This window comes from Vibrio sp. V23_P3S9T160 (assembly GCF_963886625.1).
GTDB lineage: Bacteria > Pseudomonadota > Gammaproteobacteria > Enterobacterales > Vibrionaceae > Vibrio > Vibrio anguillarum.
The window spans coordinates 40,408-56,318 of the sequence record NZ_CAWPDB010000055.1 but is presented as its reverse complement, the minus strand read 5'-3'; the positions used below and the strand labels follow the sequence as shown (position 1 = coordinate 56,318).

At 46.7% G+C, this 15,911-nt stretch carries 16 protein-coding genes; all 16 read left to right on the top strand.

What is annotated here, in order from left to right; genetic code table 11:
* Window positions 1–213 precede the first annotated feature (213 nt).
* On the top strand, window positions 214–1,680 hold the full coding sequence (locus tag AACU59_RS03435; RefSeq protein ID WP_088729045.1) for a sigma-54 dependent transcriptional regulator: 1,467 nt from the start codon (window positions 214–216) through the stop codon (window positions 1,678–1,680).
* A 130-nt stretch (window positions 1,681–1,810) separates the two neighbouring features.
* The gene (locus AACU59_RS03430; RefSeq protein WP_094145631.1) at window positions 1,811–2,869 is read left to right on the top strand and encodes a sensor histidine kinase; all 1,059 of its coding nucleotides are present in this window, start codon (window positions 1,811–1,813) and stop codon (window positions 2,867–2,869) included.
* Window positions 2,869–4,278, top strand: coding sequence for a sigma-54-dependent transcriptional regulator (locus tag AACU59_RS03425; protein WP_026028065.1), 1,410 nt, complete (start codon window positions 2,869–2,871; stop codon window positions 4,276–4,278). The genes AACU59_RS03430 and AACU59_RS03425 overlap by 1 nt, the downstream gene beginning before the upstream one ends.
* An 84-nt stretch (window positions 4,279–4,362) precedes the next feature.
* Window positions 4,363–4,674, top strand: coding sequence for a flagellar hook-basal body complex protein FliE (gene fliE, locus AACU59_RS03420; RefSeq protein WP_026028064.1), 312 nt, complete (start codon window positions 4,363–4,365; stop codon window positions 4,672–4,674).
* Between the two features lie 14 nt (window positions 4,675–4,688).
* Window positions 4,689–6,431 (top strand): flagellar basal-body MS-ring/collar protein FliF, encoded by a 1,743-nt coding sequence (gene fliF / locus AACU59_RS03415; RefSeq protein WP_019281597.1) that lies wholly within the window; start codon window positions 4,689–4,691, stop codon window positions 6,429–6,431.
* Window positions 6,424–7,473 (top strand): flagellar motor switch protein FliG, encoded by a 1,050-nt coding sequence (gene fliG, locus AACU59_RS03410; RefSeq protein ID WP_013856310.1) that lies wholly within the window; start codon window positions 6,424–6,426, stop codon window positions 7,471–7,473. Before fliF ends, fliG begins: the two co-directional genes overlap by 8 nt.
* A 30-nt stretch (window positions 7,474–7,503) precedes the next feature.
* Complete coding sequence (gene fliH / locus AACU59_RS03405) at window positions 7,504–8,307, top strand: flagellar assembly protein FliH (RefSeq protein ID WP_047687806.1); 804 nt, start codon at window positions 7,504–7,506, stop codon at window positions 8,305–8,307.
* Window positions 8,307–9,629: a flagellar protein export ATPase FliI gene (gene fliI, locus AACU59_RS03400; protein WP_094145630.1), complete on the top strand. Its 1,323-nt coding sequence runs from the start codon at window positions 8,307–8,309 to the stop codon at window positions 9,627–9,629. Before fliH ends, fliI begins: the two co-directional genes overlap by 1 nt.
* A 3-nt stretch (window positions 9,630–9,632) precedes the next feature.
* Window positions 9,633–10,085, top strand: a complete 453-nt coding sequence (gene fliJ / locus AACU59_RS03395; RefSeq protein ID WP_094145629.1) for a flagellar export protein FliJ — start codon at window positions 9,633–9,635, stop codon at window positions 10,083–10,085.
* A 172-nt stretch (window positions 10,086–10,257) separates the two neighbouring features.
* The gene (locus AACU59_RS03390) at window positions 10,258–12,309 is read left to right on the top strand and encodes a flagellar hook-length control protein FliK (protein ID WP_094124706.1); all 2,052 of its coding nucleotides are present in this window, start codon (window positions 10,258–10,260) and stop codon (window positions 12,307–12,309) included.
* 33 nt (window positions 12,310–12,342) lie between these two features.
* Window positions 12,343–12,840: a flagellar basal body-associated protein FliL gene (gene fliL / locus AACU59_RS03385; RefSeq protein ID WP_013856316.1), complete on the top strand. Its 498-nt coding sequence runs from the start codon at window positions 12,343–12,345 to the stop codon at window positions 12,838–12,840.
* 7 nt (window positions 12,841–12,847) lie between these two features.
* Window positions 12,848–13,900, top strand: a complete 1,053-nt coding sequence (fliM, locus tag AACU59_RS03380; RefSeq protein WP_013856317.1) for a flagellar motor switch protein FliM — start codon at window positions 12,848–12,850, stop codon at window positions 13,898–13,900.
* A gap of 17 nt (window positions 13,901–13,917) precedes the next feature.
* Window positions 13,918–14,328, top strand: a complete 411-nt coding sequence (fliN, locus tag AACU59_RS03375; RefSeq protein WP_010318705.1) for a flagellar motor switch protein FliN — start codon at window positions 13,918–13,920, stop codon at window positions 14,326–14,328.
* Window positions 14,329–14,361: 33 nt separating this feature from the next.
* On the top strand, window positions 14,362–14,742 hold the full coding sequence (fliO, locus tag AACU59_RS03370; protein WP_013856319.1) for a flagellar biosynthetic protein FliO: 381 nt from the start codon (window positions 14,362–14,364) through the stop codon (window positions 14,740–14,742).
* Window positions 14,729–15,628: a flagellar type III secretion system pore protein FliP gene (gene fliP / locus AACU59_RS03365; protein WP_038170156.1), complete on the top strand. Its 900-nt coding sequence runs from the start codon at window positions 14,729–14,731 to the stop codon at window positions 15,626–15,628. Before fliO ends, fliP begins: the two co-directional genes overlap by 14 nt.
* Before the next feature lie 11 nt (window positions 15,629–15,639).
* A complete protein-coding gene (gene fliQ / locus AACU59_RS03360; RefSeq protein ID WP_013856321.1) occupies window positions 15,640–15,909 on the top strand; it encodes a flagellar biosynthesis protein FliQ in 270 nt (89 codons plus the stop codon).
* Window positions 15,910–15,911: the final 2 nt, after the last annotated feature.

Below are 15,911 nucleotides of genomic sequence, written 5' to 3'. Positions count from 1 at the left end.
GTTTTAACTGATGTCACACCAGCTCATTGCTTGGTTGCCTTATTTTTTTTATTCCATAGAATAGAAGCCATTACTAGCCTAATGGCTTTTTTTGTTGCTGAATTCCACAAATTGTCTATCGTTTAATCAAGTGATTATAGAAAAACAAAACTGAATAACGATTTTCAGAAGTGCGGCCACAATTTCTCTGATTTAAGGCAAATATTCTCACCTATGCAAGGTTTAGCAAAACTGCTTGTGATAGAAGACGATCCGCAGATCCGTCTCAATCTAAGTAACATTTTAGAATTTGTTGGAGAGCACTGCGAGGCGATCGAGTCATCCCAAATCAAGGATATTGATTGTTCAAGATTGTGGGGGGGCTGCATTATTGGATCGCTAAAAAGTGAGCAGTTAACTGATGAGATAGCTCAGTGGTTGACTAAGGCCAACTATATTCCACTTCTAATGGCAAACAAGCAGCCATATTCATTGGAAGAATTTACTCAATACGTCGGTGAACTTGAGTCACCCCTTAATTACCCTCAACTGAGTGACGCATTACGACATTGCAAAGAATTTTTAGGACGTAAAGGCGTGCAAGTTCCCTCTACATCGCGTAAGAATACCTTATTTCGTAGCCTTGTAGGCCAAAGTCATGGTATCCAAGAAGTTCGTCATTTGATTGAGCAAGTCTCAGGCACAGAAGCTAATGTGCTGATCTTAGGTGAATCTGGAACGGGCAAAGAAGTGGTTGCGCGTAACATCCATTATCATTCTGCACGCCGCAACGGCCCGTTTGTGCCGATTAACTGTGGTGCGATTCCGGCTGATTTACTTGAAAGTGAATTATTTGGTCATGAAAAAGGGGCGTTTACCGGAGCGATAACTGCGCGTAAAGGTCGTTTTGAGCTTGCCGAAGGCGGTACTTTATTTCTCGATGAGATCGGTGATATGCCGATGTCGATGCAGGTAAAGTTGTTGCGTGTGTTACAAGAGCGCTGCTTTGAACGTGTGGGCGGTAACACCACCATTAAAGTGAATGTGCGTGTGGTGTCAGCGACTCACCGCAATTTAGAAAACATGATTGATGATGAATCATTTCGTGAAGATCTTTACTATCGACTCAATGTTTTCCCAATTGAAATGCCAGCGCTAAAAGATCGCAAAGACGACATCCCATTGCTGTTACAAGAACTCATGACACGTATGGAAGCGGAAGGTGGACAGCCATTTTGTTTTACCCCGCGAGCTGTCAATTCGTTAATGGAACACAATTGGCCGGGCAATGTTCGTGAACTAGCGAATTTAGTTGAGCGGATGATCATTCTCTATCCAAATAGTCTCGTCGACGTCAATCATTTACCAACTAAATACCGCTATAGTGATATTCCAGAATTCCAACCAGAGCACAGCTGCTATGGCTCTGTTGAAGACCAAGAACGTGATGTGCTGGCGGGTATTTTCTCTGAAAACTTCAGTTTTGAAGACGTCGAAGAGATGCACGAAAATCTCAACGCACCGCAGTCATTGCCTCCTGAAGGCGTGAATTTGAAAGAGCTATTGGCGGATTTGGAAGTCAATATGATCAACCAAGCCCTTGAAGCTCAAGGCGGAGTGGTAGCGCGTGCCGCTGATATGCTGGGTATGCGCCGTACGACCTTGGTTGAAAAAATGCGCAAATACAATATGCAACGGTGATTCAAAAAACAGCATGGGTAAAGTTTAGTCAATATATTGGCAATGGATTAATTCTTTGATTTTAAAGAAAAATAGCCTGGCATGTATTTTGCGTGTTAGGCTATTGTTGTTTTATAGGTAGAATTTCGACATGCAGTCTCCTGACACACCCATTAATCAATCTCACTTAGATTCTGTAGAGGATCAAGTTGAGCGCTATAAACAGGTTCTTGATGTGATGCCTGCTGGCGTCATTTTGCTCGATACTCAAGGAGTAGTCAGAGAAGCTAACCCTGAAGCTCAGCGGTTATTGCAAGTCCCATTGGCGGGTGAAAAATGGTATTCCGTCATTCAAAGTGCTTTTGCGCCGAGAGAAGATGATGGGCATGAAATCTCGCTGCGCAATGGTCGTAAAGTTAGATTAGCCATTTCAGCATCAGCAACAGGCCAATTGATATTAATCACCGATTTAACCGAAACTCGGTTACTTCAATCGCGCATCAGTGATTTACAGCGCTTATCCTCACTCGGTCGAATGGTGGCGTCTTTGGCACACCAAGTTCGCACACCGTTATCCAGTGCCATGCTCTATGCCTCAAATTTAGGTGCCCCTAACTTGCCAAACGCTACAAGAGAGCGTTTTCAGTCTAAGCTGATGGATAGGCTTCATGATCTTGAAAAACAAGTCAATGATATGTTGTTGTTTGCCAAAGGTGGTGACAATAAAGTCATTCAGCCGTTTACAGTGACAGACTTGGTCAACGAATTTGTTCCCATGGTGGAAACGGCATTAAAAAATAGCGCAATTGATTATCATCAGGAAGTGGAACAAGAAGGGACAGTGGTGTTAGGCAATGCAAATGCCATTGCCTCTGCACTGAGTAACTTAGTGATGAACGCAATACAAATTGCGGGTAAGGCGTCACAAATTGATGTCTTTTTTCGCCCGGTAAATGGTGAGCTGAAAATCTCGGTACAAGACAGTGGCCCGGGAGTCCCTGCTGCGCTGCAAAGCAAAATTATGGAACCGTTTTTTACCACTCGCTCACAAGGAACGGGGTTAGGGTTAGCGGTGGTACAAATGGTCTGCCGCGCCCATGATGGGCGATTGGAATTAATTTCAGAAGAAGGGGAGGGTGCTTGCTTTACTATGTGCATTCCACTCGAGCGTCATGCCCCTTCTTCACCAACAGAGACTGGAGAAGGATGATGGCTCAAAGCAAAGTCTTAATCGTTGAAGATGATGAAGGTCTACGCGAAGCGTTAGTCGATACTTTGGCGCTGGCCGGTTATGAATGGCTGGAAGCTGATTGCGCCGAAGATGCACTGATTAAACTCAAAGCACATCCTGTTGATATTGTTGTCTCTGACGTTCAAATGGCTGGCATGGGTGGCCTTGCACTGCTGCGCAACATCAAACAGCATTGGCCCAATTTACCCGTGTTGCTGATGACGGCGTACGCCAATATTGAAGATGCGGTCTCGGCAATGAAAGAGGGCGCCATTGATTACATGGCAAAACCCTTTGCCCCCGAAGTGCTACTCAACATGGTTAGCCGTTACGCGCCAGTGAAATCGGATGATAACGGTGATGCGGTTGTTGCCGATGAGAAAAGCCTGCGCTTATTGTCACTTGCCGACAAAGTGGCAAAAACCGATGCTAACGTCATGATTTTGGGCCCAAGTGGCTCAGGAAAAGAGGTCATGTCTCGCTACATTCATAACTCATCTCCGCGTAAAGATGGGCCATTTGTGGCGATCAACTGCGCCGCCATTCCAGACAACATGCTCGAAGCCACCTTATTTGGTTATGAAAAAGGGGCATTTACAGGTGCGGTACAAGCTTGTCCGGGTAAATTTGAACAAGCACAAGGTGGGACCATTTTACTCGATGAGATCAGCGAGATGGATCTGAACCTACAAGCAAAACTGCTGCGTGTACTCCAAGAGCGTGAAGTGGAACGCTTGGGGGGGCGTAAAAGCATTAAGCTTGATGTCCGCGTATTGGCGACCAGCAACCGCGACCTAAAGCAGTATGTGCAGGAAGGCAATTTCCGTGATGATTTATATTATCGCCTCAACGTCTTCCCAATCTCATGGCCAGCGCTACGTGACCGCAAAGGGGATATTGAACCGCTGGCTCACCACCTTGTAGAGCGTCACTGCACTAAGCTTGGTTTACCTGTGCCTCGTATCGCGCCGCAAGCCATTAACAAGTTGCTTAGTTACGCTTGGCCGGGCAACGTCCGTGAACTTGATAACGTCGTGCAACGCGCGCTGATCTTGAGCGAGCAAGGAGACATTGCAAGTGAACATATCTTGTTGGAAGGGGTTGATTGGCAAGATGCTAGCAGCCTGCAACAAGTCGTAGAGCGCAGCGATATTGCCACACCAGAGATTAAGCCTGTAGCACAAGCCGAAGTGAACAAGCTGTTTAATAACAATGGCGCTGCATTGGGTGATGAGCTGAGAGATCAAGAGTACACCATTATCATGGATACTTTAGTCGAGTGCCAAGGCCGCCGTAAAGAGATGGCTGACAAGCTCGGAATTAGCCCTAGGACACTGCGTTATAAATTAGCGAAAATGCGTGATGCAGGAATTGATATCCCGAATTAACCCCAAAGTGGGTGATGGCATATAAATTGCTGCATCACAGAAAGAAGCAGCACAGCAGTCAAAGATTTGGCGTTAGAGGTAGCAATGAGACTTGATGGTTTAAACAGCGAAATGCAAACAATGATGTTGGAAGCAACCAATGCTCGTCCTACGGCAACTGGACAAAGTGTGAGTGCTGATTTTGGCGACATGCTTTCCAAAGCCATTAATAACGTGAACAGTTTGCAAAAGACCTCAGGTAATTTACAAACCCGCTTTGATCGGGGAGATGAAAATGTCTCACTATCGGATGTGATGATTGCTCGTAATAAGTCGAGTGTAGCCTTTGAAGCGACGATTCAAGTTCGGAATAAACTTGTCGACGCCTACAAAGAACTCATGAATATGCCCGTATAAATTAGGTAGCCGCCGTGGCAGAAGATAAGCAAACAACCGATCTTACCGTGACCAGTGGTTCTGACCACGCTTTAATGGCGAGCTCAGATCTAGACATGGACACGCAAAACCCAGATCTTGAAGAGAAGAGTTCATCCAAAAGTGATTTTGCGATGGGCGACTTGGACTTGTTGCGCCAGGTGGTGTTAGTCCTCTCTATTTCCATCTGTGTGGCACTGATTGTCATGTTGTTCTTTTGGGTTCGAGAACCTGAAATGCGCCCGCTTGGCGCTTATGAAACCGAAGAACTTATTCCTGTCCTCGATTATCTTGATCAGCAGAAACTGACCTACAAATTAGATGGTAATACTATCTTAGTGCCATCCAGTGAATACAACAGCTTAAAACTCAACCTCGTCCGTGCAGGGTTAAATCAAAACAAGCAAGCGGGCGATGAAATCTTGATGCAAGACATGGGCTTTGGTGTTTCTCAGCGCCTTGAGCAAGAGCGCCTTAAACTTAGCCGTGAACGTCAGCTTGCCAAAGCGATTGAAGAGATGAAGCTCGTCAACAAAGCTCGTGTGTTATTGGCGCTGCCTAAGCAAAGTGTATTTGTTCGTCATAACCAAGATGCTTCTGCCTCCGTATTTCTTACCTTGCGAACTGGCGCGAACCTTAAACAAGAAGAGGTCGACTCTATTGTCGATATGGTCGCCAGCGCTGTGCCAGGGATGAAACCCAATCGAATTACCGTGACTGATCAACATGGTCGGCTGCTCAGCTCAGGCTCTCAAGACCCCGTCTCTTCTGCTCGTCGTAAAGAACAAGAACTTGAACGCAAGCAAGAAGAGGCGCTGCGTGAAAAAATTGATTCGGTATTAATCCCTATTCTAGGTTTTGGTAATTACACCGCCCAAGTGGATATCCAACTGGATTTCAGTGCCATTGAACAAACGCGTAAACGCTTTGACCCGAATACGCCAGCGACACGCAGCGAATATACGCTTGAAGACTATAACAACGGCAATGTGGTGGCTGGCGTTCCAGGTGCATTAAGTAATCAGCCACCTGCGGATGCTTCGATCCCACAAGACGTCGCGCAGATGAAAGATGGCTCGGTACTTGGGCAAGGTTCGGTCCATAAAGAAGCCACGCGCAATTTTGAACTCGATACCACCATCAGTCATGAACGTAAACAATCGGGTGTAGTGAATCGTCAGACCGTTGCGGTGGCGATTAAAAACCGACCATCGGTTAACCCAGAGACTGGCGAAGTCACCTATACTCCCTTGAGCGAAAGTGAAATTAGCGCCGTGCGACAAGTATTGATTGGGACGGTTGGCTTTGATGAAAACCGTGGCGATTTGTTGAATGTCTTGAGCATGCAATTTGCCGTGCCTGAAGTTGAATCAATGGTTGATGTCCCTATTTGGGAGCATCCAAACTTCAATGATTGGGTACGCTGGTTTGCTAGTGCCTTGGTTATTGTGGTTGTGGTGCTGGTGCTGGTTCGCCCTGCGCTGAAAAAACTGCTCAACCCTGCTGCGGATGATGATGACCCAATGTACGGACCTGATGGTTTGCCGATTGGTGCTGATGGTGAAACCAGTTTAATTGGCAGTGGTATTGACGGTGGTGATCTCTTTGAGTTTGGTTCCGGTATTGATTTGCCAAACTTACACAAGGATGAGGATGTACTGAAAGCGGTGCGTGCTCTAGTGGCCAATGAGCCTGAACTTGCGGCTCAAGTAGTGAAGAATTGGATGCAAAATGCCTGATAATAAAAATAAGAGTGGAACAGAAGTGACAGAATCATCGGTTGATATTTCAACAATTTCTGGTGATGAAAAAGCGGCTATTTTGTTGTTGAGCTTAAACGAAGAGGACGCCGCTGGCATCATCCGCCATCTTGAACCTAAGCAGGTACAACGAGTCGGTAGCGCGATGGCGAAAGCGAAAGAGCTTAGCCAAGAGAAAGTGGGCGCGGTGCATCGTGCTTTCCTCGAAGATATTCAGAAATACACCAATATCGGTATGGGCAGCGAAGACTTTATGCGTAACGCGCTTATCGCTGCATTAGGTGCCGATAAAGCCAATAACTTGGTCGATCAAATTTTGCTTGGCACGGGTTCAAAAGGGTTGGATTCATTGAAATGGATGGACCCACGACAAGTGGCGAGCATCATTGTTAATGAACACCCACAAATCCAAACCATTGTTTTATCGTATTTAGAACCGGATCAATCGGCTGAAATTTTGGCACAGTTTGCTGAACGTGACCGTTTAGACTTATTGATGCGCATTGCCAACCTTGAAGAAGTACAACCTTCGGCATTGGCTGAGTTGAATGAAATCATGGAGAAACAATTTGCCGGTCAAGCGGGCGCGCAAGCGGCGAAAATTGGTGGCTTGAAAGCCGCGGCTGATATCATGAACTACCTCGATAACAATATCGAAGGCATCCTCATGGATCAGATGCGTGAGCAAGATGAAGACATGGCAACACAGATCCAAGATCTGATGTTCGTGTTCGAGAACTTAGTCGAAGTGGACGACCAAGGCATTCAAAAATTGCTGCGTGATGTACCGCAAGATGTACTGCAAAAAGCACTTAAAGGTGCTGATGACGCATTGCGCGAGAAGATCTTCAAAAACATGTCAAAACGTGCAGCTGAGATGATGAAAGATGATCTGGAAGCCATGCCTCCGATTAAAGTATCAGATGTCGAAGCGGCGCAAAAAGAGATTCTGGCGATTGCACGTCGTATGGCCGACAGTGGCGAAATTATGCTGTCTGGCGGCGCAGACGAATTCTTATAATCTAACCCTGACTCAACAATAGGTAGCATTATGTCTGGAGAAAGAAAACGCGGCTTTTTACGTTTAGATGCAGACGCTAATATTGAACAAGCCAAAAAGTGGGGGTTGCCGGACTACGGCGCAGAGATCAATAAAAAAGCCAAAGAAACGGCAATGAACTACGACCCCGGTTGGATGCCAAGTTTTGATGAGCCTGTGGTTGAAGAGCCGCTGCAACTCAGCGAAGAAGAGATTGGCCAGATCAAACAAGGGGCTTATCAAGAAGGTTTGCACCAAGGTCAAGAAGCCGGATTCAAACAAGGCTATGAAAAAGGCAAAGAAGAAGGACTGATTGCAGGACACCAAGAAGGTGTTGAGCAAGGCAAAACCGAGGGTGTCGCTGAAGGGCAAACCCTCATCCAGCAGCAGGTTGATATTTTCGTTGGTCTTGCCAATCAATTTGCTCAACCGCTAGAGTTGATGAATGCCCAAGTCGAAAAACAGCTGGTCGATATGGTTTTAACCTTGGTCAAAGAAGTCGTTCACGTTGAGGTACAAACTAATCCGCAAGTGATCTTAGATACCGTCAAATCGTCGGTTGAATCCCTGCCTGTATCCGGTCATGCCATCACATTAAAACTCCATCCAGAAGATGTTGACGTGATTCATTCTGCTTATGGCGAAAAAGAGCTGGATTTCCGAAACTGGACATTGGTCAAAGAGCCGGCATTAAATCGCGGTGACGTCCAGATTGAAGCAGGTGAATCGAGTGTGAATTATCGAATGGAAGATCGCATTCGTAGCGTGTTGAAAAGTTTTTGTGGCACCAATCGTCACCAACAAGGTGATCAATAGTGTTGTCTCTTGCCGATCGCCTTAGTCAATATAAAACCGAAGGGTTAACCTGCCGCCCAATGGCATCCGGCAAACTGGTCCGTGTGGTTGGTTTAACCCTTGAGGCTACTGGTTGTAAAGCCCCCATTGGCAGCTTATGTAAAGTAGAAACCATGTCCGGAGAAATGGAAGCGGAAGTGGTTGGCTTTTCTGGCGATAACCTCTATCTGATGCCCAGCGAACAGATAACAGGCGTACTGCCCGGAGCTAAAGTTACCCCAATAACAGGGGACGCTGGCCTACCAGTCGGGATGGAGCTGCTTGGACGGGTGATTGATGGTGTCGGTAATCCACTCGATGGGCTGGGGCCTATTTATACCGAAAAGCGCGCATCGTTTAATGCTGACCCCATCAATCCATTAGCTCGCAAACCCATAACAGAACCTCTGGACGTTGGCCTAAAAGCGATCAACGGTTTACTGACGGTGGGTAAAGGGCAGCGGATTGGTTTATTTGCCGGTTCTGGTGTCGGTAAGTCGGTAACGCTTGGCATGATGACTCGTGGCACAACCGCTCAAGTGGTGGTGGTGGGGCTGATTGGTGAACGTGGCCGCGAAGTAAAAGAGTTTATAGAAGAGATTTTAGGCGTTGATGGACGTCAACGTTCAGTTGTAGTAGCCGCGCCTGCGGACTCCTCACCGCTGATGCGTTTAAAAGGCTGTCAAACCGCGTTAGCGATTGCGGAATACTTTCGTGATCAAGGGTTAGATGTATTGCTACTAATGGACTCGTTGACTCGTTTTGCCCAAGCGCAACGTGAAATTGCGTTATCTGTGGGTGAGCCGCCAGCCACAAAAGGTTATCCGCCATCGGTGTTTGCTAAACTGCCCGCCTTGGTTGAACGAGCGGGAAATGGCGGTCCTCACCAAGGATCGATTACCGCTTTCTTTACCGTGCTCACCGAAGGGGATGATCTACAAGACCCGATCGCTGATGCATCGCGAGCCATTCTTGATGGTCACATTGTTTTATCACGTGAAATGGCCGATGCCGGACATTACCCAGCGATTGATGTAGAGAAATCGGTCAGCCGTGTTATGCCACAAATCACCACCGATGAACATCTGTTGATGTCGAAAGCGGTGCGTCAAATACTCTCCATCTGCCGGAAAAATCAAGATCTCGTCTCTATCGGTGCTTACAAGCCGGGGACGGACCCTGCGATTGACAGTGCATTTACGCTAAAACCTAGACTGGATGAATATTTGCAGCAAGGGATGAAGGATTCGGTTCCTTACGACATGTGCGTCAATATGCTCAAGCACGTTTTGCAAGTGGGGTAATCGATGGATAACGCACTCGAGTTTTTGCTTGACCAAGCCAAAGACAAAGAAGAAAAAGCCGTGATGGCGTTATCTAAATCGCGTGATGAGCTAGAGAGTTATTACAAGCAGTTAGCGCAGATTGAACAATACCGTCTTGATTATTGTCAGCAGCTTATGGAGCGCGGCATGTCAGGTTTGACGGCGAGCCAATATGGACACTTAAACCGATTTCTTACCCAGTTAGATGAAACCCTTGTCAAACAAAGAGATGCAGAACAACACTTCAAAAATCAGGTAGATAACTGCCAAGAGTATTGGATGGAAGTGAGAAAACAGCGACGCTCTTACGAATGGCTCATTGAAAAAAAACAGATAGAAGCGCAACGTCTGCAAGATAAACGAGAGCAGAAGCAGATGGATGAGTTTTCTACACTGCTCTTTAGCCGGCAACGTTCTAATCAACACAAGTTTTAAGCAACATAAGTTTTAATCAAAATAAGTTTTAAGTCACTGACGCCTCAAGTCGTCAACGTGTCCAATAAGATGGGTGTCATACTTTCTTATCGATATTGAAGGCTTGGCTCATTTCTTGCTTCTGACTAATCACGGAGTTCATTAGGTTAATCCACTGCGCCATCGTCAAAAAATGATGAAACATGGCTTACTGGCCAATAATGAATCCGCGTCATCCTCTGTTTTTAGTGCGAGCATCATGGATATGAATGTAAATATTACAACACCATCCGACACATCTAAAATGGCCAGCGTGAGTAAAGCAGGCTCTGATGCGGTGAGTGAAGGTTCTGAATCTCAAGGTTTTTTTGAAAAACTGACCGCCCTCATTATGGGTCGTAGCACTGAATCTTCGGCAGAAACTGACTTTAAGGCGCTTGATGAGGGAGCTGTGCTCACCGATGACGTGGCAGCCCAAAGTAGCGATGCCTTGTTAGATAAAGAACTTGGTGAGGCATTGAGTGAAGAGGCCGATGTTGATACCGTGCAAACAAAATCACCCCCTTCAGCAGAGGTTGATGACTCCGCTCTTCAGCTGAAAACTGCACAGGTTATGAGCGATGGCGATGAAATCCTTGGCCGTTTAAATAGCGCCAATCAAGCACTTGCTGACCAAAACGGCAAAACCTTGCCACAAAACACTCATCCGGTAGACGTGCAAATCGACGACAACGCAGGTGACTCCTCGGATCAAGTGGAGCAAAAAGCGCCAGCGGCTGCGCAAATATCAGCACAGGATGCATTCGCTAAACCCACTACTGAACCAGTAGCACCGACGTCAGTGAATGAGCAAGCTCCATTATCTGATCAGCACATCACGGAACAAGATGCAGAGCGTGTGCTGCCTATTCAGCAGGACAAAGAGCGTTTGATTGCTGCGGAAGGTTCACCTACGGCATCAAGCTTAAACGCAGAGACTGAAGAGAATGGTGAACTCATCCTGCCGGAATCAGTCCGAAAATTCATTCAGCCGCCTCAAGATACAAAGTCAGTGCAAGCAAGCGCTTTGTCGCAAGCGATAGAAGATGAGGCCACTTTACTTGCCACAACTGAAGTTGGCGATGCAGCAGTTAACGCGGTGGAAAAAAGTGACAACGCCATGCCCATAGAGCCATCACCTTTGGTTGAAGCGCAAGCACTTGATTCACAATTGACGACAAATTTAGCAGAGGGCAAGCTACCACTTTCCCCATCCCCATCGGCGAATACACCTCAAACCGATTCGGAAAATGATCTACAAGGGCTGCCCACAGAGGCGTTATTGACTGTCGCTGCCATTCCTTGGGCGAACACAGTTATTGCCGAAGGGCAAGCATTACCTCTAGATGTGGCACAAAGTGAAACGGTCCTCAAGGGTAAAAATACGCCGGTTTCATTAGCCCATTCTGTTCAGCAAGCCTTAGCTCAGCAACAATCTCAAACCATGCAGGCTGCCGTGGCGGCAGACAAAGCCGCACTAGCATCGTCACCTCTTGTGACAGCAAGCAATGAGTTATCCAATGTACAAATACAACAGTTAGCGAGTGCGGCCGCGATACCAGCTGCAACCCATGCTGAATTTCCACTCAACCCCGCGCTATTCAAAGCCGGATTAGGCGCGAAAGCGTTATCGGGTGTGAATGATGCAGGGTCGGCTCAAGAGCAAAAAGAGGGCACATTAACGCAGCAGCTTTCGAGTGCTTTGGGGCAACATGGTTTGAACGCGACGCAGAGCCGTGCTGACAACTTGCAAGCCGCGCAACAGCCTCCTTTGTTGCTTAACCGAGAAATGGCCAGTGAGCAAATGGCGGAACGGCTGCAAATGATGATGTCGAAAAACCTTAAACATGTCGATATTCGCTTAGATCCACCGGAATTGGGGCGTTTACAAATTCGTATGAATATGAATGGTGATCATACGACGGTTCATTTTACGGTCGCTAACCATCAAGCACGTGATGTGATTGAACAATCTATGCCAAGGCTACGAGAAATGTTGGCACAACAAGGTGTGCAGTTGGGTGAGACCTCTGTCCAACAACAGAGCGCTGGTCAGCAACAAGCGCGCTACACTGCCGACGGGGATGCCCAATCTGGTCAATTAGCGCGCAACGGAAGCTATTTAGACGAAGAAAACCTTGATACAGACGTCAAACTTGATTTGAATGTCGCATCAAAGCGTGATGGAATCAGTTATTACGCTTAAACTAATATTAAAAATAACGACATAGAGAACATTATGGCCGATGAAGAGTTAGGCGCGGAAGCCCCCAAAGGGAAGAAAAAACTGCTGATTATCATTATTGCTGCCGTAGTGTTACTGCTTGGTGGTGGTGCAGCTTTCTTTTTGATGAGCGGAGATGAGGGTGAAGCCACGAGTGAGCAAGCCCCCGCAGCGCAGCAAGCTTTGCCAACGGATCCTGTGGCTTACGTTAATATTGCACAGCCGTTTGTGTTTAACGTCACGGGTGATAAGAAAGATCGTTTGGTGCAAATCAAAGTACAGTTGATGGTGCGGGGTTCTGAAAATGAAAGCCTTGCACGTTACCATTCACCTTTAGTGGAAAGCTCTTTACTGGCCACTTTTGCGTCTGCCACTGTGGAACAGCTTCGTAGCCCTACCGGGCGAATTGAGCTGAGAGATAAGGCGACCGATGACATTAAAGCGGCACTCACTAAAGCGGTTGGGCAACCTGTGATCGAAAAAGTGTTGTTTACTGATTTTGTAATGCAGTAGGTGAGAAGTGACTGATTTATTAAGCCAAGACGAAATTGATGCCCTGCTTCATGGTGTAGACAGTGTTGATGAGGCGGAAGACGATGACGATGTTGCCGATAAATCGGCGATTAACTTTGACTTCTCTTCACAAGACCGTATCGTCCGTGGGCGCATGCCTACGCTGGAGCTTATCAACGAACGTTTTGCTCGTCACATGCGTATTAGTTTGTTCAACATGCTGCGTAAAACGGCTGAAGTGTCGATCAACGGCGTACAGATGATGAAGTTTGGTGAATACCAAAATACGCTTTATGTTCCGACTAGTTTGAACATGGTGCGTTTTCGTCCGTTAAAAGGGACCGCGTTGGTCACGATGGAAGCGCGTTTAGTCTTCATTTTGGTGGAAAACTTTTTTGGTGGCGATGGCCGTTTCCACGCTCGAATTGAAGGGCGCGAATTTACGCCAACAGAACGTCGTGTCATTCAATTACTGTTAAAAATTGTTTTCGGTGACTACAAAGAAGCTTGGTCACCGGTGATGGGCGTTGAGTTTGAATATTTGGATTCAGAAGTGAACCCAAGTATGGCTAACATCGTTAGCCCAACGGAAGTGATCGTAGTGAGCTCGTTTCATATCGAAGTCGATGGCGGCGGCGGCGATTTCCACGTGGTCATGCCTTATTCGATGGTTGAACCCATTCGTGAGTTACTCGATGCGGGTGTCCAGTCGGATAAAATGGAAACTGATGTGCGTTGGAGTTCTGCACTGCGCGAAGAGATCATGGATGTACCCGTCAATTTCCGAGTCAATTTATTAGAACAAGACATTTCATTGCGTGACTTAATGGATCTACAAGTAGGCGATATCATCCCAATTAAAATGCCCAAAAACGCAACGATGTTTGTTGAAGAGCTGCCTACTTACCGAGTGAAAATGGGCCGCTCTGGTGAAAAACTGGCGGTTCAAGTCTCTGAAAAAATTAAACGCCCTGATGTAGTAAAAACGGATCTCGCCTTTTTAGGCAAAGACATCATGTCTGAATTTGAAGATGATGACGAAGAAGATAACGAAGAATAATAGAGTAGGTAACGAAGATGGAACCAAGTGACGACCAAAGATTGGCAGACGAATGGGCAGCCGCATTAGGGGAAGACCCGTCCGCGCCTAGTATTGATGTAGATGAAATTCTGGCCGCGCCTCTTGATGAATTGAAAGACACTTCACCACCGATCACCGAAGATGAGCGCCGCAAACTTGATACGATCATGGACATTCCGGTGACCATTTCGATGGAAGTGGGACGTTCGAAGATCAGCATTCGTAACTTACTGCAATTGAACCAAGGCTCGGTGGTTGAGCTTGATCGCATCGCGGGTGAGTCATTGGATGTGATGGTGAACGGAACCTTGATTGCTCATGGAGAAGTGGTAGTGGTTAACGATAAATTCGGTATTCGTTTAACCGATGTAATCAGCCAGACTGAGCGTATTAAAAAGCTGCGTTAGCATAACGTCAGTTTACGAAAAAGAAGTATTTGGATGAAAAAACTGATCGGTTTATTGCTCTGTTCAAGCCAAGCGATGGCAGCGCCGAATGATCACTTAGATTTAGCGACCACTTTCGGGTCGCTTTTGTTCGTTATTGCGCTAATTCTCTTTTTGGCTTGGGTGTTAAAACGAATGCGAGTGCCCACGTTCGGTAATCAAAAAGGGTTGAGCATTGTACGTCAACTGCCAGTGGGTACTAAAGAGCGTATCGTTATTGTGCAAGCGGGAGAAGAACAATTTCTCGTCGGAGTCACGTCACAATCCGTCCAATTGATCGCAAAATTAGATGCCCCACTCAAACAGGAGGAGGCTGAGGTCAGTCCGTTTGCCGGTCAACTGACTCAGCTGCTAAAGAAAAATGACAAGAAATAGTCGCACGGCCTCATTGGGTTACCTTGCTCATCTATGGCATCTTTCTATGTTGCTGGTGGCATTATTGTTTACCCCGTTTGCGTTTTCAGAGCAAGAGTTAGCCACACCAATTCCTTCCAGCGCCGTAGGCGCAGAAACGGTGACAGTAACGGCGATGAATAAAGACAGTGGCGCCTCTAAAACCATAGCCGCTGGTAGCGTCAGTGGTGGTGGCGGTATTCCAGCATTTACCATGACGACCAATTCAGATGGCAGTCAAGATTACTCGATCAATCTACAAATTTTAGCCTTGATGACCATGTTGGGTTTTTTGCCTGCCATGGTCATTTTGATGACTTCCTTTACACGTATCGTGATTGTGATGTCGATCTTGCGCCAGGCAATGGGCCTGCAACAAACGCCGTCAAACCAAGTAATTATCGGCATCGCTATTTTTCTCACTTTTTTCATTATGTCACCAGTCATCAACGCCATTAATGAGCAAGCTGTGCAGCCATATCTCAATGAGCAGATGACGGCGCGTCAAGCGTTTGATACGGCTCAAGAGCCACTAAAAGCCTTCATGCTGAAACAGACGCGAGTCAAAGATTTAGAAACCTTTGTTGAGATATCGGGCTCTGACGCAACCAATCCTGAAGAGGTCTCGATGGCGGTGCTGATCCCTGCGTTCATCACCTCGGAGCTAAAAACGGCGTTTCAAATCGGCTTTATGCTATTTTTACCCTTTTTAATCATTGATTTAGTGGTGGCGTCTGTTTTGATGGCGATGGGTATGATGATGCTTTCGCCGATGATCGTTTCGCTGCCTTTTAAACTCATGCTGTTTGTACTAGTGGATGGATGGAACTTGATCCTCTCAACGCTAGCCGGCAGTTTTGCTTTATAGCGGGGGCGCGAATGACTCCTGAAGTCTTTGTTGAGCTGTTTCGAGACGCGCTGTGGATGGTGCTTATCATGGTGTGCGCCATCATCATCCCGAGTTTGTTGATTGGCTTAGTGGTCGCCATTTTCCAAGCCGCGACCTCAATTAACGAACAGACGTTGAGCTTTTTACCGCGTCTCATTGTGACGTTACTGGCACTGATGTTCTTTGCCCATTGGATGACGCAGATGTTGATGGAGTATTTCTTCTCTATCGTTGAACGGCTACCACAGGTACTGTACTAGGA